The sequence below is a fragment of the Spongiibacter pelagi genome, assembly GCF_014705705.1.
GTDB classification, from domain to species: domain Bacteria; phylum Pseudomonadota; class Gammaproteobacteria; order Pseudomonadales; family Spongiibacteraceae; genus Spongiibacter; species Spongiibacter pelagi.
Genome location: NZ_JACXLD010000006.1, coordinates 43,277 through 61,408, shown reverse-complemented (window position 1 = coordinate 61,408; position 18,132 = coordinate 43,277). Strand labels below are relative to the sequence as shown.

Here is an 18,132-nt window from a genome sequence, read left to right as displayed (position 1 = left end):
TGTAACAATCACAATAGAAATAGCAGCATCACTGAAATCTATTTTTATTTCAAGCTAGCACGCTGAAATGAATAGCAGATGACAACCCGGTATGCCTTACCAAGTAAAAGCAAAAACAAAAACGCCCGGCAGTACCGGGCGTTGGTATACCTAAAGTTAAAGGCTTACACAAAGAAATCCATATTCTCCATGCCCAAGGCGACACCGCCGAGGTTACGGGCAAACCCTGTTGGGTTATTCGCCACGTGGGCGCGGGCGGTATGCACATCGCGGAAACGTTGCTGGATTTCACTATTGGTAAACACCGAGTGGCCACCCGCCACTTCAAACAGTGAATCCACAATGCCGATACTTTTGCTGATGACCATTGAAGCCTGATAGCGATACAGCACCCGATCTTCAATGGAGATGTCTTCACCGGCTTCTACCTGCGCCATCATACGATCAAAGTTGCGGAATAGAATCGCTTCCATTTCATCAATGCCATTCAAAGCGGCAGCAATGCGCTCCACCACTTGGGTATCACCGGCAAGTTTAGTCGGGTCGCCGCTGGCCTTGTTCAGAACCGCGTGTTTATAGAGATCAACTGTCGCTTTACAAGCACCGATCGCGGGCGTGGACACCACACGAATAAAACTCTGCGCCCAAGGCAGTTTATACAGCGGCGCATCGTTTACCGCCAAACCGGGGTTTGTACCGGCAAAACCATCGCTCTGTTTGTGAGTCATATAATCCGGCACAAAACAGCCTGCGATCACAATGTCATTGGAACCGGTGCCCTCCAAACCCATGGAATGCCAGGTGTCTACCAACTCGTAATCACCACGCGGCACCAGGAAAGTGCGGTAGCCCTCGCCGGGCACAATGGCGCCCACTAAAACCCAAGTACAGTGATCGCCACCGCTAGACCAGCCCCAGCGACCACTCAGTTTAAAACCACCATCAACCACTTCCACTTTACCCAGCGGGGCGTAAGAGGAAGAAACCCGCGTATGAATAGATTCACCCCACACCGCCTGCTGTGCACGGTCATCCATCATCGCCACTTGCAGTGCGTGGATAGCAATAATGCCTCCGGCCCAAGCAGTAGACATACACGCCTCTGCCAGAGCAATCTGCATTTTAAAAAACTCCTGTGGCGACATTTCCAAACCGCCATAACGCTTTGGCTGCAGTGCGAGGAAAAAACCCATTTCTTGAAGGGCATCAATACTTTCCTGTGGCACCTTACGCAGCTCACGGGTTTGCGGTACGCGTTCCCGAAGCAAGGGTTTTAGTTCTTCAATTGCCGCCATCATGCTGGTGAAGTTCATCTATTATTGTTCTCCTGTACGACCTTGAGCCCGATCTCAGGCTCTCAGATTATGCTGTTATTTATGTGTTTGCCGAGTACACTTTTTGCCGAATACAACTCTTACTTGTACAAATCAGCCATCGGGCATTTGGAATTTATGTCCCCAAAGGCTAGGCAACGTAGTTACCGTCGGCGTGAAGTGTTCCCAATCCAATTGCAGGCCGCCAGTGCCAAATTCCAAGGCAAAGCCACCCGGTGTTGCCATATAGAACGACAACATACGGTCGTTGGTATGACGACCCAAGGTAGAAACAATGGGAATACCCGCCGCTTCTACCCGATCAAGGCAATAGCCCACTTCGTCGGTTTCTAGGGTTTCCACCATCAGGTGCACACAGCCCACGGGGTTTTGCGTATCTTCATACAAGGCTAGGCTGTGATGCCGTGGATTATTGCAGTGCATAAAGTGCAATCCCTGCCCCGGATCAGCCGGATCGGGATTGAACTTGAAGTGCATATAATCGCTGTCGCCAAAGCCCAGCACATCAGTATAAAAGGCATGAGTTTCTTTCAGCTTGGCTGCTGGTAATACCGCGTGACCAAAGCCCATATCACCATTCAAACCGGTTTCAAAACCACTGATTCCTTTGGGCGAAATAAACTTACCGAAGTCCAATTCCGCTCCCCAGTACAGTTCCAAATTATTGCCTGAAGGATCAGCCAGACTCATGATTCCTTTCACTTTACGAGCTTGAGCCAGTTCATCAGACTCTACTGTAAACGGCACACCAGCGGCTTTTAATTCCAGCTTGGCGTCTTCAAAATCGTCTTGGCTGCGCAGCTCTAAACCGGAACACAACAGACGATCTTGCTCGCCTTTCACAATGGCGAAGCGAAACGGACGCTCATCCATTTTCAAGTAGACATTGCCATCCTGCGGCATGGCTGGCGCCACCATCAGGCCGATAATGTCAGTTCCAAATTCCAGCCACTTCTGCGGATCAGTTGATTCGATGACCACATAACCCAGACTGCGAACGTCCATGCGTTTTCCTTATTTTCGTGGGTTTTCGTTTAGTTATTAAGATCAGAGATTACGCAGCGCGTAGTCCACCACATACTCTTTGCGTTCATTAAATGATTCCGGCACCTCGGCAGCATCCACATAGAACTGGGCATACCACTGACGCAAGCGATGCAGCGGGCCATCGCCGTCACACAACACCGGATTATCAACACGGGTTTTGGTGTGCCAAATATCCACATCCTGGAAAAACGCCGTGCGGTTTTGCTCAACGTACTGTTTGGCCATTTCATCGTTTTGTTCGTCGGTGAGGCCGGGCATCTTTTTCACCGCCACACCAAAACGCAGATCAAAACTATTGTGATTGATCGGCACATGGGTCACTAGCAAACGTGACTCCACGTCCACACCGTCAAACTGACCCGTCATATAAGTATTCATATAAGCCGGGCCGTAATAGGTGGCGACCGAAGTGAGCTTGCCATCCTCGGCCAGCAATTCAGAACCGCCGATCAATACTTGCTGATACGTGTGCTTGTGCACCACATTGCGGAATTCGGTTACCGGCGCACCGTGCACCGGGCCAAAATGCGCCACATCGGCCATGTTATCCACCAGCTCTCGCGAGTTGGTATTAATGGTCATCAGATCCATATGCCAGATGGTCCAAGTGGGATCAAACAAATCATCGATCCTCGGTGGACGCTGTTCTTCAATCGGCGGATTCCCTTCTGGGTCGTACCATACAAACAGCAAATGGTTTTCTTCCAAGGTGGGGTAGGAACGAATTACCGCCTTGGGTGGAATGCGCTTGGCATAGGGAATGTCATCGCAGACGCCATCACTGCCCCAGCGCCAGCTATGAAACGGGCAGCGAATGGAATTACCTTCCACACAGCCCTCACTCAAATCGGCCCCCATATGCGGGCAGTAGCCGTCAAGAATATGCATTTGATTATCTTCGCCGCGATAGGCAACCAAACGCGTACCAAAATAATTCAGTTTCACCGGCTCAGCGCCGTATTCACTTGCAAGGCCGAGGCAATACCAACCTCGCGCGTAACGATCTGGCACTTCGGCCGCTTCAATAATATGGGGCTTGCGGGGAAGCTCCGCTGGCTGGCTCATCATTATTCTCCCGTGTAAAAACCACTTTTTCGCAGTATGGAAAAATTCTCACACAGCCCACTCGGCCCTTCTATCCCCCATTCAGACTAGCGATAAAATACGATAAGCAACTGTTTTTACAGGATTTTATTTAACCACCAATAATAGAAAATAAAACTAAAAAATACATTTTGTCACCACTTACCAGACATTGCGCAATAAACGGGTCGAGTTACCGGCAGCGATCTCATAGCATAATGGCTGTCTTTTATTAGTAGGCCCGCGCCAACGTGACCAGCGACTACCAACGCATCAGTACCGCCATAGACTATTTGATCGCGCACAGCACTGAACAACCCGACCTGGAAACCGTTGCCCGGCAGGTTCATCTCAGCCCCCACCATTTTCAGCGGCTGTTTAGTCGCTGGACCGGCGTTAGCCCAAAGCGCTTTTTACAAATACTGACCGTGGATGAAGCCAAACGGCGCCTTACCAATAGTGAAAACCTTATAGAGGTGAGCCATCAGCTCGGGCTCAGTGGCAGCTCACGGCTGCACGACCACTTTGTCAGCCTTGAGGCAATGACACCCGGTGAATACGCCAAGGGCGCGGAAGGATTAGATCTATATTGGGATATCGGCGACACCCCTTTTGGTACAGCTCTGCTTGCCAGCACAGATCGAGGTATTTGTAAGCTGGTATTCATAGACAGCGAAACGGATCAGGCAGAAGAGCTAAAAGCACTACAAAGCCAGTGGCCAAACGCCAAAATTCAACACAACCCTCAACTCGCCGAGCCGATATTACGCACTATTTTCAGCGCCCCAGAACCGTTACGCCAACCGCTTTCCCTCTATGTAAAAGGCACTAATTTTCAGGTGCAGGTATGGCGTATGTTGCTGGCGATCCAGCCCGGCAACTTCACCAGCTACGGCGAAATGGCCAAAGCCATTGGCCACTCCGGCGCCGCCCGTGCGGTGGGCACCGCCGTTGGCAGCAACCCGATTGCCCTGCTGATTCCCTGTCACCGTGTTATTCGGCAAAGTGGCGAACTTGGCGGTTATCGATGGGGCGAATCCAGAAAACGGGCTCTGTTTAGCTGGGAAGTGGCGCGGCTGTAAGCCCACGCTACAACCCACATAATCCAAACCATGCATTTGGATTATGTTTGGCCCGCAGCCCCATTGATTAATATTTAGCCTGAATCTCTAAAATAAAAATAATTTGGGAAAAATATGAAGCGCTTCTCCTTGGTGGTAACCCCGCTGCTCGCGGGCCTGTTGAGCAGTACCCTACACGCACAAACCGTAGAACCTGTTGCAATAAAAACCAAGCCCAAGGGCGGGCAAATAGAAGAGGTCGTGGTTACTGCTCGTAAGCGGGAAGAAAACATTCAGGAAACCCCGGTTGCCATCACCGCGCTCAGCGGCGACGCCCTACGTGAACTCGGCATTACCACTACCGCCGATTTGAGCAAAACCGTTCCCAGTCTACAAATTAACGACAGTACCTCGGCGCAGATTTACATCCGCGGCATCGGCCAGCGCGCACCCATGGCACGCTTCGACCCCTCTGTTAGTGTCTATCTTGACGGTATTTTTATTCCCCGCGCAGATGGGCAATTACTCGACACTATCGACATCGCCAGTGTGCAGGTATTGCGCGGCCCCCAAGGTACGCTATTTGGTAAAAACAATACCGGTGGCGCACTGGTGTTCACCCTGCAAAAACCCGGCGATGAAGTCAGCGGCTATATTGAAGGCGCACTGGGTAATTATGCTGATCAACGCCTGCGCGCGGGTATTGATCTTCCGGTGAATGAGAGTTTTTCAACTCGACTGGCAGTGAACTACCAGCGCCGAGACGGTTTTTTGGATGATCTCTCAACGCCCCGCAACCAATCGCGGGACCGACAATCACTGACCTTACAAACCCGCTGGTTAATCAATGATGATTGGAGCATGGACAGCTTTGGTTTCTTTGGCCGGGTGCGTGAACGTTATCCGTCTTATCACTGTAAAATCACCAGCGAAGACGCACTATTTGTAAATGGTCTTGGCCTGCTCTGGCCCGGTGACACTGACCCCAGTAACCCCAGTGCCTACCGCGAAAACTGTGAAGCCAATAATCGCGATGCGCTCCCCGATCTAGTCACAAATCAAGGTCCAAGCCAGCAACAAAACAAAGCCTCTGACACAATTATGTTAGGCGCGACATTTGATTGGGAAATTAACGACATCACCAGCGCCAAATTTATTTTTGGTGTGCGCGATGCCGTTAAAATTGGCCCACAAAGCGCAGCGGATGAAGGCGGCCCACAACCCTTCTTGCGCGGCCTAACCCTTGGCGATAACGCCCAAGATTCCTACACCTTTGAAATGCAGCTTAACGGCAGCTTTGGCGAAGGTGCGGTGGATTACACCGCCGGATTTTTCTTTCAGGATGAATACAAATCCGAGCGTTTCCTAACAAGCAGCCCACTAACCGGCGCAGAACTTGCCACACTAGGGGTATTACTGGCGGGACAAAGTGGCGTTGATCTCGGCGCACTAGAATCCTTAATTGGCAGCCTCGGCAGTGTACCCGGCGGCACCGTGCCGTTAATTCTCTCTGCAGCGCCTTTGAGCCTAGTGCAAGACTTCGATATTTCCGGACAAACCTACGCCCTCTTTTCTCAAGCCACATGGCATATCACAGAAAATATTGAAATGACCGTGGGTGGACGCTACACCGAAGAATACCGAACCTCTGACCTCATCTCTCGTAATGCCGATCTCGGCGCGGTTCTCTCAACCATTAGCAGCGCCGACCCACGTTTTGTCCCCGCCTATGAAGACATGGGCGTGATGGCCTATTTAGGGCCTTGGGCAGACGACCCAATTGCCCTAGCCAATGATATTCTCACCAGCGCCTATCCAGATATTATTGGCGCGCCACTGGGCGAAGCCAGCTACGACGATAAAGATAGCGTGTTCCGCCAATTTACCCCGATGGTGTCCGCCGCATGGGTGATGCCAGAAGAATGGTTTAACGACAGCCTGTTTGACTCCACAATGATTTACGCCACATGGAGTAACGGTTTTAAATCCGGCTTTCATGAACCCGCTGGCGTAGATGGCTTGGTTGAAATTCAACCTGAAGAATTAGAGAACCAAGAGCTGGGTATCAAACTCGATGCACTGGATCGCACCCTGCGCATCAACCTTGCCCTGTACTCCATGACATTCAAGAACATGCAGCTCATTACCGTGAATGTCGATTCCGCAAACGGCCTAATTATCACCTCTCAAAATGCCGGTGAATCCATCATTGAAGGCGGCGAAGTGGAAATGACCTGGCTCCCAAGTGAAAACTGGATGGTGAACTTCAGCTATAGCAACAACAACTACAAATACGAAGAGTTCATGGACAACGACCTCTACTCACTGGCCGCCAAAGCCCAGTTTGTTCCGGTTGATCGCTCCCAAGAAGATTTTGCCGTCTCGCCCAAGCAAACTGCCGCATTTGGCGTGCAATACACCGCACTTACCCCGCTGGGCGTATTTATTCCTCGCATCGATGTGAGCTACAAAGACAAAGCCTATATGGGCCTAGATCCAGTCTCATGGGAAGTGGCTCAAACCAATCCGGATGTCATTTATGCGCCAGCTTACACACTGGTCGATGCGCGCCTAACTTGGGTGAATCCAGATAGCGGTTTGAATATCGCCGGCTATATCAAAAACCTGACTGACGAGCGCTACGATATTGGCGCAGTAGCGACCAGTGACTCGCTGGGCACCTATTCTCAGGTACTTGGTGATCCGCGTACATTTGGTATTGAACTACGGCAGGAGTTTTAGACCGGATCGCCTACAAAATCAGAAAATACTGCTTAGATTGTTAAGCAAAATCCCCGTCAATTACGACTCGCCCAATTTGACAGCGTTGCGCAACACGCCACAATTGGGCGATGATCAAGTCTTTCAAGCATAAAGGCCTTCAAATCTTCTTTGAGACTGGCTCCCAAAAGGGTATTCAATCCAAGCACTCAAATAAACTTCGAATGCAATTGACTACCTTAGATACCGCGCACGTTATTGAAGATATTGATATTCCTGGTTACAGACTTCATCAGCTCAAAGGCCAACGGAAGGCGATCTGGTCAATTACCGTAAACGGAAATTGGCGCATTACATTTGAGTTTGAAAATGGCAATGCTTACATCGTCAACTATGAGGATTATCACTGATGAAAATGCACAACCCGCCGCATCCAGGCGAGTTTATCCATGCAACATACATGGAACCCTATGGCCTGAGCTGCCGGCAGCTTGCCAGACATTTGGATGTGGCGGCGTCAACCTTGAATCGCGTACTTAAAATGCAAAGTGGGGTAAGTCCCGAAATGGCTTTGCGCCTTTCCAGTGTATTGGGGCGCACCCCCGAAAGTTGGCTTGCCATGCAAAACAATTACGACCTTTGGCAAGCCAAAAAAACCTTAAAACTCGGCAAGCTTCATAAACTAGATTTGAATGCCGCCTAACGGCCACAATCACTACCGCAACAGTGCCTGCCCACCATCAATGGGCAGTGAATGCCCGGTGATGTAAGACGCTTCCGGGCTGCACAAAAAGCTCACCACTTTGCCAATATCACTTTCGCAGTCGCCCACTCTGCCCAGCGGAATCGAGCCGATAAATTCTTCTACATCCGGGCCGCCCATACCCATCCAATATTCCATACCCGGCGAGTTTGCCAATGGCAGTATGCAATTGACGCGGATATTGTCTCGCCCCCACTCGCAGGCGGCTGCACGGCTCAGGGCGCGAATGGCTTCTTTGACCGCGGCATAGGCGCCGTAACCGGAGCTGTCGTTACGCATGGCCGCAGAGGATGCTAGATTGATTACGCAGCCGTCATCGCGCAGGTAGGGATAGCAGGCGCGCATAAAGCGAAAACAGGCTAAGGGGCCGGAGTCGAGGCCGAGGATAAAGTCGTCTTCACTGACTTCGAGGATATTACCCAGCGGAACAATTTGGGCGTTGTTGACCAAAATATCGATGCCGCCAAATTCATCAATGACTTCTTGAATCGCATCGTCGATATCTTCGGGATCGGTCACATCGCAGACAAAAGGAGCGGCTTCTCCGCCCCGGCGATGAATCTCGGCACAGGTCGCTTCTAACGTTACCATGGTTCGGCCCAGCACGGCTACCGTGGCGCCATCATCAGCGAGTGCAAGGGCAATGCCCTGCCCCACACCTTGACCACCCCCGGTCACTAGCGCGACTTTGTCTTTTAGTTTGGCCATCTCACAGTACCCCTATCCAGTGATTGATCGAGTTTATAACTGTGTCAGTTTTAATTATTTTTTGCGCTTATTCCGCCAGTTGGGCCACGCTTTTCAAAATCAGACGAACCAACAGGGTTTGGCGACTTACACCGGTTTTGGAGAAGATCGAGCGTAGGTGAGTACGCGCGGTATTGCGACTCATGCCCAAGGCTTCTGAGGCTTCATCCAAACTAAGACCATCTGCCAGCAACAGGGAAAGCTGGGCTTCGGTCGGGGTAAATCCAAACAGCTGAATAATAATTTTTACTGGCGCTTCAGCACCGTATTCCGGATCGCTGATAAACACGGCAACCGTCGGCACCGCCGTTCCCTCAGACCATTCACTGGCGGGAACCGGGCGAGCAATAACGCCGAGATCAGCAAAATCTCCTTCGCGACTGACACGCAGCGCTTCCACCACCGCCGGTTCTTCGCTACCTCGAGAGGCCAGCAGATTATCCACCATGCTTTGCAGTTTTTTAGTGGTCGCTAAATCACCAAGGATGAGCTGACCGTCTTCAATACGCACTTCCGGTTCGCGAATAATCAACTGCTCCGCCATACGGTTGCAGTTAAGTACCTTGCCGTTTTCATCCAGAATAATGGTGGCCAGCGACAGGCTTTCCACCGCACCGGCGTAAAGATCACGCTCAGATTCGGTTTTATTGAACCGAACGTGAATACGCAGCGCCCGCTCCAAGTGAGGCATTAAGGCCCGCAGTAAATCTTTGTCTTGCTCGTCGAAGGGTTTGGAATCCGGCCCGCGACTCACCCGCAAACCGGCATTCATTTCACCGGGAACGACAATATCCAGCCCCATGGAATCGTGCAGTCCCACCGGCTTCATGCACAGATTGTAGAGTTCAGAATTAATCCACTCATCCGGCGGAATCATTTCCAGCAAGCTACGCACTTCACCAGGACGCAGTGAGCGAAACGGGTCCATGGCAAACAGGCGTTCCTGATAGTGATCCATACTGTCGACTTTGCGACCACCGACCACACGCAAAACACCTCGGCCTTTTTCCGATGGCGGATTGAGCACCAGCGTGACGGTCACAGCATGCATCTGCTCGTAAAGCTCCGCCAGAAAACCTTGCCAAGGCTCATCTTCTAGCGGGCCTTGGTAAATACAGGTGAGCAGACGCTCGAACGCAGAATCAATCAACATAGGTAAGTAGCCACACCGGGTCTCATTATTTGAGACGCAGTATAGCGAAGCCCCCCCGCTTTGGGCAGGGGCTTTAACCGGCTGAAACTGTCAGAAACGCCTTAATTTATTGTTATTTCAGATCAAGCCCCGCTCTTTGGCCATATCCAGCGCCAAGTCTTCGATCATATCTTCCTGACCACCCACGGTGCGACGGCGGCCCAGTTCCACCAAAATATCTCGCGAGGGCACGCCATATTTCTGCTGAGCGCGCTTGGCGAATAACAGGAAAGAAGAATAAACACCGGCGTAACCCAGTGTTAGCGCATCGCGATCAATACGAATTGGCTGATCCATAATCGGCGTGACCAGATCTTCCGCCACATCCATAATTTTGTAGAGGTCGATGCCGTGATCAACGTCCATGCGATCCATAACCGCAACCAGAACTTCCAGTGGCGTATTACCCGCACCGGCACCCAAGCCCGCCGCCGAACCATCAATACGGTTCGCTCCCGCCTCAATTGCCACCAGCGAGTTCATTACGCCAAGGCTGAGATTGTGGTGAGCGTGAAAACCGAGTTCAGTTTCTGGATTTAATTCCTGCCGCAACATGGCAATGCGGTCTTTAACCTGATCAGGCAGCAGATAACCGGCAGAGTCGGTACAGTAAATACAGTTAGCGCCGTAAGACTCCATCAGTTTGGCCTGCTCAACAATCTGGGCGGGCTCAATCATATGGGTCATCATCAAAAAGCCCACAGTATCCAGACCCATTTTACGGGCCATGCCGATATGCTGCTCAGACACATCCGCCTCAGTACAGTGGGTAGCGACACGGATAGTTTTTACCCCGAGTTCCGCCGCCATTTTCAGATGATCAACAGTGCCAATACCGGGCAATAGCAATGCAGAAATGCGCGCATTTTTTACCGCGCCCACCACCGCTTCCAAATATTCTTCGTCAGTATGCGCGGGGAAACCGTAGTTCACCGAGGCACCGCCAAGGCCATCACCGTGGGTAACTTCAATCAACGGCATTCCCGCTTCATCCAAGCCCTTGGCAATGGCCACCATTTCATCAAGGCTGATCAGGTGGCGTTTGGCGTGCATGCCGTCGCGCAGGCACATATCGTGTAGAGTGACTTTTTTTCCAGCAATATTCATTTGTCTAACCTCAGGCGGCGGAAGGATTAAAGCGTCCCGCCAGAATTTCTTCGGCGAACATTTCTGCGGTGCGCAAACCCGCAGCAGTCATAATGTCGAGATTACCCGCGTATTTCGGCAGAAAATCCCCCAACCCTTCCACTTCCATAAACATGGAAACCCGGTTGCCATCAAAAACCGGCCCATTTTTAAGGCGATAACCCGGCACGTATTTTTGCACCTCGGCCACCATGGCATGTACGGATTCTGTAATCGCCGCTTGGTCGGGCTCAGACTCCGTTAGGCAGTGAATGGTGTCGCGCATAATCAGTGGCGGCTCTGCCGGGTTGATTACAATAATCGCTTTACCCTGTTTGGCACCGCCAACGCGCTCTACCGCACCGGCTGTAGTACGGGTGAATTCATCAATATTTTTACGGGTGCCGGGGCCTACCGATTTGGAACTTACCGTGGCCACAATTTCGCCATAGCTAACCGGCTGAACTCGCGATACCGCCGCCACCATAGGAATGGTTGCCTGCCCACCGCAGGTCACCATATTCACATTCATACTTTTGGCATCCAGCGCCTGTTTGAGATTGACCGGCGGAATACAGTAGGGGCCAATTGCCGCAGGGGTGAGGTCAATCATCAGCGCGCCCTGCTCATTCACCTTGCGCGAATTCTCCGCATGCACATAGGCCGAGGTGGCATCAAAGCAAATTTGCACACCGTCTTCGCGCATGGTTGCCAGCATACCGTCCACACCTTCAGACGTAGTTTTCAAACCCATCTCAGCCGCACGGGCCAGCCCCGGAGAATCGGGATCAACACCGACCATCCACACCGGTTCGATCAGCGCCGAGCGCTGGGCCTTCATCAATAGGTCGGTGCCAATATTGCCGGGGCCGATAATCGCCGCCTTGATTTTTTGACTCATAGTTTTAACTCTTATACAAAATGGACTTCAGCCGTGCCGATACCGTGCAATTCCATTTTCATGGAATCCCCCGCCACCACCGGCTCCAAAGGCACCACAGAACCAGAGAGAATCACCTCCCCCGCTTTGAAGGGTATGCCAAAAGCACCCAAGGTATTTGCCAACCAAGCGACTGCCGTAAGCGGATTACCCTGCACCGCACTACCCTTACCCTCGCTCAATAGTTCACCATTTTTCCAAACGGTCACCGCGAGATTAGGGAGGTCGAAATCGCGAGGATCAACTTCCGCCTCACCCAGCACGTACACCCCGCAGGATGCGTTATCCGCCACGGTGTCTTGAATCTTTATTTTCCAGTTATCTATGCGTGAATCGACAATCTCAAAACACGGCATAATGCATTCGGTAGCCGCCAGCACATCCGCCTCGGTTACGCCGGGCCCTTGCAAATCGGCCTTTAAACGAAAGCCAATTTCCGCCTCGGCGCGGGGCTGAATCAAATTACCGGCAACCGGCACTTCAGCACCGTTGGCGTAAACCATAGCATCGGTAAGAAAACCAAAATCCGGCTGATGAACGCCGAGCATGTCCTGCACGACTTTGCTGGTGACGCCGATTTTTTTGCCGACAATGTTCTCGCCATCGTTTTCCTGACGACGCTTCAGCATTTGCAGAGAGATGTAATAGGCATCTTCAATGGTGATATCCGGCTCGCGCTCGGTAAACGGCACAATGGTCTCGCCACTGCGCAAAGCGCGGTAAAGCTCGTCACCTAGTTGTTCTATTTTTTGCTTATCCACTTAACACTTATCCATGCTTAAGAAAGTCGAGCGTCGTGCGATTAAACATCTCGCGGTGCTCTACCATCACCCAATGGCCACACTCGGAAACCAGCACCATGCGGTTGTGAGGAAGGCCTTTGGCTAGGGTCATAATTCCGGTTTCCGGCATCATTTGCTCATTCATGCCCCAAAAGCTCAGCACCGGACACTGAATTTCCGGCAGGCGATGGGCGATATTCGGCACCTTCATGGTGTTGATCACTTGGGCGTTTTGCTGCTGAAAAATACCCCAACGCTCGGCGATCAATTGCGCATCGACCACACTGTCGTTGTAGACCAAGCCGCGACGAATAAAGGTTTCCAGTTTGGCCGGTTCCATCGGGCCAGAGGTAAATACCTCTTTCATCACCTGCATACCAGGCATATGAAAATAGTCGGCTTGCTCTTCAATACCGCCCGGTGCCATCAACACCATTTTTTCCACTGCATTGGGATAATCCAAGCAATAGCGCAGCGTAATAGCGCCGCCGAGAGAGTTACCCACCAGGGTGTAGCGCTCAAGACCAATGGCTTGCAGTGTTTGATGCACACACTCAACAAAGAACTCGATGGGGTATTCAACATCATCTGGCTTGTCGGAATAACCGTAGCCAATCAGGTCGGGCACAATGACCCGATATCCCTGCTCAGCCAACCAGGAATAGTTATATTTGAAATTGCTGTGACCACTGGCGCCACTGCCGCTGCCGTGAAGAAATACCACCGCAGGGCCGCTGCCCTGATCCAAATAATGAATGCGATAGCCATTTTCAAGCTGGGCATACTGCCCCTCTGGCAAGCCCTCTACTAATACCGTCATGCTGGTTCCCAGTGTTTTTATTATGTTAATTCTAGCGATAGAACGGAGCCGACCTAATCGTTCATCTGGATGACTAAAAACACTGGGTCACGCAATAATGGCTGGATTGAACTCGGTGGGATCGCCCAACATACCCCTGGGAGAATAGCGCTGCTCACCACCAATATCGCTAATGCCATATTCCTCAGCTAATTCAGCGGTGTAGGCCACCTTGCCACTACGCCCCATTAATTCCGGATCTTTGGCCAGTGCTGCAATCACCCGCCCCGGAAACTCAGGCGATTCAGCCATTGCCGCCGCCTCGGCATACAGCTCAGGCTGAGCAGCAAACACTTGCAAGCTGCGCTCAGTACTGAGCAAGCCCATCCACAGCGGAATAACAGCAATATTATGATCCTTAAAATCCACCGCCATATCGTGGGCCATTTTATCCACCGCCGCCTTACCCGCTCCGTAGGCCGGGCCGTGCATATAACAGCGACCACCGGCAGAAGAGGTATTCACAATCAAGCCTGAACCCGCTTTCAACAACAGTGGCGCGGCGTAATAACTGGCGACATAACTGGAGCGCAGGCCGACATTAAACAGCTCCTGCAAGCCAAGCGGCTTTTCCCAAAATGGCCCCTCTTGCGTTAAACCCTCAGGCACACACAAGGCGTTATTCACCAGAATATCCAAGTGACCATGATCGCGCTCGATCTGGGCAAACAGCGCTTTTACCTGAGCATCGTCGCGGTGATCGCAGGCTACCGGAATACCTTTGCCGTCGCGCTTATCAACCAATTCTGCCGTTTCAAAAATAGTGCCGGGCAGTGGCGAATCACCAGAGCGTTGACTTCGACCGGTGATATACACCGTAGCGCCAAGCTGCTCTGCTAAGGCCAAGGCAATGCCCTTACCCGCACCACGACTGGCGCCGGTAACTAGGACGATGGGATTTTGGGAAATTGTCATACGCACCTCCGAACCCGGAGAATAACGACAGATGTGCAAAGGCCACATCCCCTATTCGGAGTGTGACCTAAGATTCAATAGAAGATGGAAAGGCTTAGGGATTGCGCTCAACATCCACGGCAACGCTGAGCACTTGATCGCTACCACCACCGAACACCACACCTTTAAGCGGTGTCACATCGGAGTAATCACGCCCCCACGCGGTGGTAATGTGCTGATCTGCTGGCACCATATCGTTGGTGGGGTCGAAGTCATTCCAGCCGTCGCCCGGCACATAGACCGAAAACCATGCGTGAGAGGCATCCGCCCCTTGCAGTTTTTCCTGTCCCGGAGGCGGTAGAGTTTCCAGATAGCCGCTGACATAGCGCGCCGCCAAACCTTGGCTGCGCAATACACCAATAGCGAGTTGAGCAAAGTCCTGACAAACACCGCGTTTTTTCTCCAACACTTCGCTCAGCGGCGTGGCCACCGAAGAGAAGGTTGGATCGTATTTAAACTCGGAAAATATCCGGCTGTTTAACTCGTGCACCGCTTCCATAAAGGGACGGTCATCGGCAAACAGGTCATGCCCAAACTCGCGCAATTCCTTGGCGGATTTAATCATCGGTGAGTCGTAGAGAAACTCAACTGCCCGCACTTCCTCGGCGGTTGTGCAAAGCTGCAGCGCCTGCCGCACTTCACCACAGGTAATCCCGCTAGCGAGCAAGGGTTTTTCTGTTGGGGCGATTTCAATTTCGCTATCGACCGTCACTTCCAGGCTGTTGTGAGGCTTTTCCACATTGAAATACACCACCACATTACCGAAGTAATCTTCCCGCTGACTGCGACTGGCAGCCGAGGGAGAAATAGTGATATTGCTACGCAATACGCGTTGGCCACGGCAATCGCGCGGCAGTAAATAGGCCACACTGTAGCCTTGGCTAACTTGGTCGCTGTAGTCGTAACGTGTGGTATGGCGTACGTGATATTTCACAGCATGCGCTCTCCCATATCGATAGACTGCGGGCCCGAGGCGTGATCAAAAAAGCGATCGGAAATGGCCTGAGCACAAGCGAGAAGATTGCTTTCCAGATCATCAAACAATTGCTTGAGATTCGGGTATTGCCCAGTGTCCTGATCTAAACGACACAGCTCCGACATATTACTCAGCAACAAGTGATTACTGGTTTGCAGAATAAAGCGCAGCTCATCGGGAATACGCACAGCCTTAGAGCCGCTCCCCACCTCTTCAAGGTGCTGCTGTAACGCATCCAATTGGAAACGAATAGAGCGCGGGTTTTCACGATCGTACAGCAGTAGTTCCAAAGCCTTGTCGAGGTAATAACCACTGCGATAATAGCGTTTGTAAACAATACGTGACTCTAAGCTCGCCAACACGGGCTTAACCAGCGATACCGTACTACTAGCATGACAGTGGAACACCAAGGTTTGACGCAGCAGTTCAAGGGTTTGCATAGCCCGTTCGATACGCCGCCCCAATTCCATAAAGCGCCAAGCGCGGCCGCGCACCATACTCTCTTGGCTTAAACCCGACAGCGCTAGCAAGGTGGTAATTAGCGGATCGAACATTTCTTCCGGCGCAGAATACATCTTGCGCGAGAAGTTATTCATTAGGTGGTTCATACCGTCGCGAATATCGTTGGTCAGGCGCAACATATCGATGGAGAACAGTTCTTTAACGCCACCCGACGAATGCAGAATTGATTCCAGCGAATGGGCGATACTGCCAAGGCGAGCGCGGTTGCTTACCAGATCCAGCAGCTCTTTTTCTGGCTTGCGCAAATCCACCTCGGGATCGGTAAATCCCGGCAACGTTCCAGTGACATGAGAAAGCGCCTGCAACAGGCGATGCTGCATTTCTTCCGGCAACGGCTCAATGCTGTTTAATTCTTCAAAAACCGTGCGCACCAAACGCAAACTCGACTCAGCCCGCTCGGCATAGCGACCAAACCAAAACAGGTTTTCTACTACCCGGCTGGGCATGCTAAAGCTGCGCTCCGCCGTTGGCGGGCTCAGGGCGCTGTGCAACACACTGACCTGAGCTTCCGGCTCAGAATCCAGAATCCAGGTATCCTTACTGCCGCCACTCAATTGGCTGACAATATGCTGGGTATCTTGTTGGGCGCCGACACGGGTCAAACCGCCGGGCATCACGCTGTAAGAGCTACCCGACGCTACGGTAAACCCACGCATCACCAATGGCCGACTAACTAATCCACGGCTTTGTAAAACCGGCGTTTGCGAAGGTTTAATGGCACTTTGCGCCACATAATTCATTGGCTGGGCCAGCACTTTGGCGAGGAGCTGTTCACGCTGCTTGCTATCGAGCTCACTGACAAACAGGCTGTGCCCGCCCTCGGCCCGACAGGTATGACGAATCAATAAATTATCAAAATTAGCGCGCACATAAGCTAGGTCTTCCGGCTCGCCGCACCACCAAGTGGGCACCGAGTTCAGACGCAGTTCGCGACCTAAAAAGTGCTTGGCAATTTGCGGCATATATCTGGCCAGAGCCGGATTTTCCAGCACGCCACTGCCCAGCGGATTGGCCACTTTTACGCCGCCACTGCGCACCACTTCGGCCAGCCCCGGCACACCCAAGCCCGAGGCCTGACGAGAAATCACCGGGTCAGCTTGCAGATCATCAATCTGCCGCAGAATCACATCTACACGGCGCAAACCATCCAACGCCTTCAGCCAGACCGCGCCTTTACGCACGGTAAGGTCACGACTTTGCACCAGCGGATAGCCGAGATAATTGGCGAGATACGCATCTTCAAAAGAGCTTTCCTGGAAGGCTCCAGAGGTCAGATACACAATCAGCGGTGCATCTTTGCCGGGCACCAGTTCAACCAGCTTTTTACGCCATTTCAGAAAGAAGTTGGACAGGCGGTGAACATGGGCATCCCGGAAAAGGCTGGGCATTACCTTGCGCAGCACCGTGCGGTTTTCCAGCGCGTAACCCGTACCAGAAGGGGATTGGGTGCGGTCGCCAATCACCAACCAGTTGCCGCCTTCATCACGCACCAGATCAGCCGCGTGAAAAATTAGTTGATGCTCGCCCGGTAATTTGACGCCATCACAGGCACGCAAAAAGCCGCTGTGACCAAACACCACACCCGGCGGAATCACTTTGTTGTAAATCAGTGTACGGGGACCGTAGAGATCGCTAAGAATCAGGTTGAGCAACTCGGCGCGTTCGCGCAGGGCATTTTCCACCCCTTCCCACTCATTGCTAGACAAAATGAGCGGCAATAAATCCAAGTGCCAAGTGTGGCTAATATTAAGCTGGTCGCCGGGGCTATAGCTGGCCCCATCATCACGCAGAATCCGTTCAGCGTTGTGCTGCCGCTCCAGCAAAGCCTCCAACCCCATGCCTTCCAACACTTGCATGGAATATTGCCAGTGGCTGCGAATCTGGCCGCCCTCGCCGACCACTTCATCGTATTGATCGTGGCGCGGGCTGTAAGCCAGATTGGCTGGCTGAATAATTTGAGATTGTTTCTGCATGGAGTAACCGGGCCAGCCGGAGTCTTATCGGGAGACGGAGCCTACCGCAATAC

The 18,132-nt window shown here is 52.1% G+C and carries 16 protein-coding genes; 4 read left to right on the top strand and 12 right to left on the bottom strand.

Annotated elements, in window-relative coordinates:
• Positions 1-164: 164 nt before the first annotated feature.
• The 3 genes from IB286_RS11175 to IB286_RS11165 form a co-directional block, all read right to left on the bottom strand.
• The gene (locus tag IB286_RS11175; protein ID WP_190765553.1) at positions 165-1,313 is read right to left on the bottom strand and encodes an acyl-CoA dehydrogenase family protein; all 1,149 of its coding nucleotides are present in this window, start codon (positions 1,311-1,313) and stop codon (positions 165-167) included.
• A gap of 114 nt (positions 1,314-1,427) precedes the next feature.
• Positions 1,428-2,339 (bottom strand): VOC family protein, encoded by a 912-nt coding sequence (locus IB286_RS11170; RefSeq protein ID WP_190765551.1) that lies wholly within the window; start codon positions 2,337-2,339, stop codon positions 1,428-1,430.
• A 42-nt stretch (positions 2,340-2,381) separates the two neighbouring features.
• Entirely contained in the window at positions 2,382-3,446 is a 1,065-nt protein-coding gene (locus IB286_RS11165; protein WP_190765548.1) for a Rieske 2Fe-2S domain-containing protein, read from the bottom strand.
• Positions 3,447-3,715: 269 nt separating this feature from the next.
• On the opposite strand from IB286_RS11165, the gene IB286_RS11160 reads away from it, so the two are divergent.
• The 4 genes from IB286_RS11160 to IB286_RS11145 all read left to right on the top strand — a co-directional run bounded on the left by IB286_RS11160 (position 3,716) and on the right by IB286_RS11145 (position 7,949).
• Positions 3,716-4,546: a bifunctional transcriptional activator/DNA repair enzyme AdaA gene (locus IB286_RS11160; RefSeq protein WP_190765546.1), complete on the top strand. Its 831-nt coding sequence runs from the start codon at positions 3,716-3,718 to the stop codon at positions 4,544-4,546.
• A gap of 114 nt (positions 4,547-4,660) precedes the next feature.
• A complete protein-coding gene (locus IB286_RS11155; RefSeq protein ID WP_190765544.1) occupies positions 4,661-7,267 on the top strand; it encodes a TonB-dependent receptor in 2,607 nt (868 codons plus the stop codon).
• Positions 7,268-7,377: 110 nt separating this feature from the next.
• The gene (locus IB286_RS11150; protein WP_190765542.1) at positions 7,378-7,656 is read left to right on the top strand and encodes a type II toxin-antitoxin system RelE/ParE family toxin; all 279 of its coding nucleotides are present in this window, start codon (positions 7,378-7,380) and stop codon (positions 7,654-7,656) included.
• Positions 7,656-7,949, top strand: a complete 294-nt coding sequence (locus IB286_RS11145) for a HigA family addiction module antitoxin (RefSeq protein ID WP_190765540.1) — start codon at positions 7,656-7,658, stop codon at positions 7,947-7,949. The genes IB286_RS11150 and IB286_RS11145 overlap by 1 nt, the downstream gene beginning before the upstream one ends.
• Before the next feature lie 12 nt (positions 7,950-7,961).
• On the opposite strand, the gene IB286_RS11140 is transcribed toward IB286_RS11145, so the two are convergent.
• From IB286_RS11140 to IB286_RS11100, 9 genes are all read right to left on the bottom strand, one after another.
• A complete protein-coding gene (locus IB286_RS11140; protein ID WP_190765538.1) occupies positions 7,962-8,717 on the bottom strand; it encodes an SDR family NAD(P)-dependent oxidoreductase in 756 nt (251 codons plus the stop codon).
• Between the two features lie 67 nt (positions 8,718-8,784).
• Positions 8,785-9,909 (bottom strand): helix-turn-helix transcriptional regulator, encoded by a 1,125-nt coding sequence (locus tag IB286_RS11135; protein WP_190765536.1) that lies wholly within the window; start codon positions 9,907-9,909, stop codon positions 8,785-8,787.
• 117 nt (positions 9,910-10,026) lie between these two features.
• Complete coding sequence (gene dmpG, locus IB286_RS11130; RefSeq protein WP_190765534.1) at positions 10,027-11,055, bottom strand: 4-hydroxy-2-oxovalerate aldolase; 1,029 nt, start codon at positions 11,053-11,055, stop codon at positions 10,027-10,029.
• A 10-nt stretch (positions 11,056-11,065) separates the two neighbouring features.
• Positions 11,066-11,974 carry an acetaldehyde dehydrogenase (acetylating) gene (locus IB286_RS11125; protein WP_190765532.1) on the bottom strand — a complete coding sequence of 303 codons (909 nt, stop codon included), beginning with the start codon at positions 11,972-11,974 and terminating at the stop codon, positions 11,066-11,068.
• Positions 11,975-11,985: 11 nt separating this feature from the next.
• Positions 11,986-12,774: a fumarylacetoacetate hydrolase family protein gene (locus IB286_RS11120; RefSeq protein ID WP_190765530.1), complete on the bottom strand. Its 789-nt coding sequence runs from the start codon at positions 12,772-12,774 to the stop codon at positions 11,986-11,988.
• 7 nt (positions 12,775-12,781) lie between these two features.
• The gene (locus tag IB286_RS11115) at positions 12,782-13,615 is read right to left on the bottom strand and encodes an alpha/beta fold hydrolase (RefSeq protein WP_190765528.1); all 834 of its coding nucleotides are present in this window, start codon (positions 13,613-13,615) and stop codon (positions 12,782-12,784) included.
• A gap of 87 nt (positions 13,616-13,702) precedes the next feature.
• Positions 13,703-14,569 carry an SDR family NAD(P)-dependent oxidoreductase gene (locus IB286_RS11110; RefSeq protein ID WP_190765526.1) on the bottom strand — a complete coding sequence of 289 codons (867 nt, stop codon included), beginning with the start codon at positions 14,567-14,569 and terminating at the stop codon, positions 13,703-13,705.
• A gap of 94 nt (positions 14,570-14,663) precedes the next feature.
• Positions 14,664-15,542: a transglutaminase family protein gene (locus IB286_RS15730; protein ID WP_190765524.1), complete on the bottom strand. Its 879-nt coding sequence runs from the start codon at positions 15,540-15,542 to the stop codon at positions 14,664-14,666.
• Positions 15,539-18,079 carry a circularly permuted type 2 ATP-grasp protein gene (locus IB286_RS11100; RefSeq protein WP_190765522.1) on the bottom strand — a complete coding sequence of 847 codons (2,541 nt, stop codon included), beginning with the start codon at positions 18,077-18,079 and terminating at the stop codon, positions 15,539-15,541. The genes IB286_RS15730 and IB286_RS11100 overlap by 4 nt, the downstream gene beginning before the upstream one ends.
• Between the last annotated feature and the right edge of the window lie 53 nt (positions 18,080-18,132).

Bases quoted from the DNA above. Each gene is read 5' to 3' on its own strand.
- IB286_RS11125 (WP_190765532.1), bottom strand. From the start codon at position 11,974: ATGAGTCAAAAAATCAAGGCGGCGATTATCGGCCCCGGCAATATTGGC.
- IB286_RS11100 (WP_190765522.1), bottom strand. From the start codon at position 18,079: ATGCAGAAACAATCTCAAATTATTCAGCCAGCCAATCTGGCTTACAGC.
- IB286_RS11155 (WP_190765544.1), top strand. From the start codon at position 4,661: ATGAAGCGCTTCTCCTTGGTGGTAACCCCGCTGCTCGCGGGCCTGTTG.
- dmpG (WP_190765534.1), bottom strand. From the start codon at position 11,055: ATGAATATTGCTGGAAAAAAAGTCACTCTACACGATATGTGCCTGCGC.
- IB286_RS11170 (WP_190765551.1), bottom strand. From the start codon at position 2,339: ATGGACGTTCGCAGTCTGGGTTATGTGGTCATCGAATCAACTGATCCG.
- IB286_RS11165 (WP_190765548.1), bottom strand. From the start codon at position 3,446: ATGAGCCAGCCAGCGGAGCTTCCCCGCAAGCCCCATATTATTGAAGCG.
- IB286_RS11150 (WP_190765542.1), top strand. From the start codon at position 7,378: ATGATCAAGTCTTTCAAGCATAAAGGCCTTCAAATCTTCTTTGAGACT.
- IB286_RS11145 (WP_190765540.1), top strand. From the start codon at position 7,656: ATGAAAATGCACAACCCGCCGCATCCAGGCGAGTTTATCCATGCAACA.
- IB286_RS11175 (WP_190765553.1), bottom strand. From the start codon at position 1,313: ATGAACTTCACCAGCATGATGGCGGCAATTGAAGAACTAAAACCCTTG.
- IB286_RS11135 (WP_190765536.1), bottom strand. From the start codon at position 9,909: ATGTTGATTGATTCTGCGTTCGAGCGTCTGCTCACCTGTATTTACCAA.
- IB286_RS11110 (WP_190765526.1), bottom strand. From the start codon at position 14,569: ATGACAATTTCCCAAAATCCCATCGTCCTAGTTACCGGCGCCAGTCGT.
- IB286_RS11140 (WP_190765538.1), bottom strand. From the start codon at position 8,717: ATGGCCAAACTAAAAGACAAAGTCGCGCTAGTGACCGGGGGTGGTCAA.
- IB286_RS11115 (WP_190765528.1), bottom strand. From the start codon at position 13,615: ATGACGGTATTAGTAGAGGGCTTGCCAGAGGGGCAGTATGCCCAGCTT.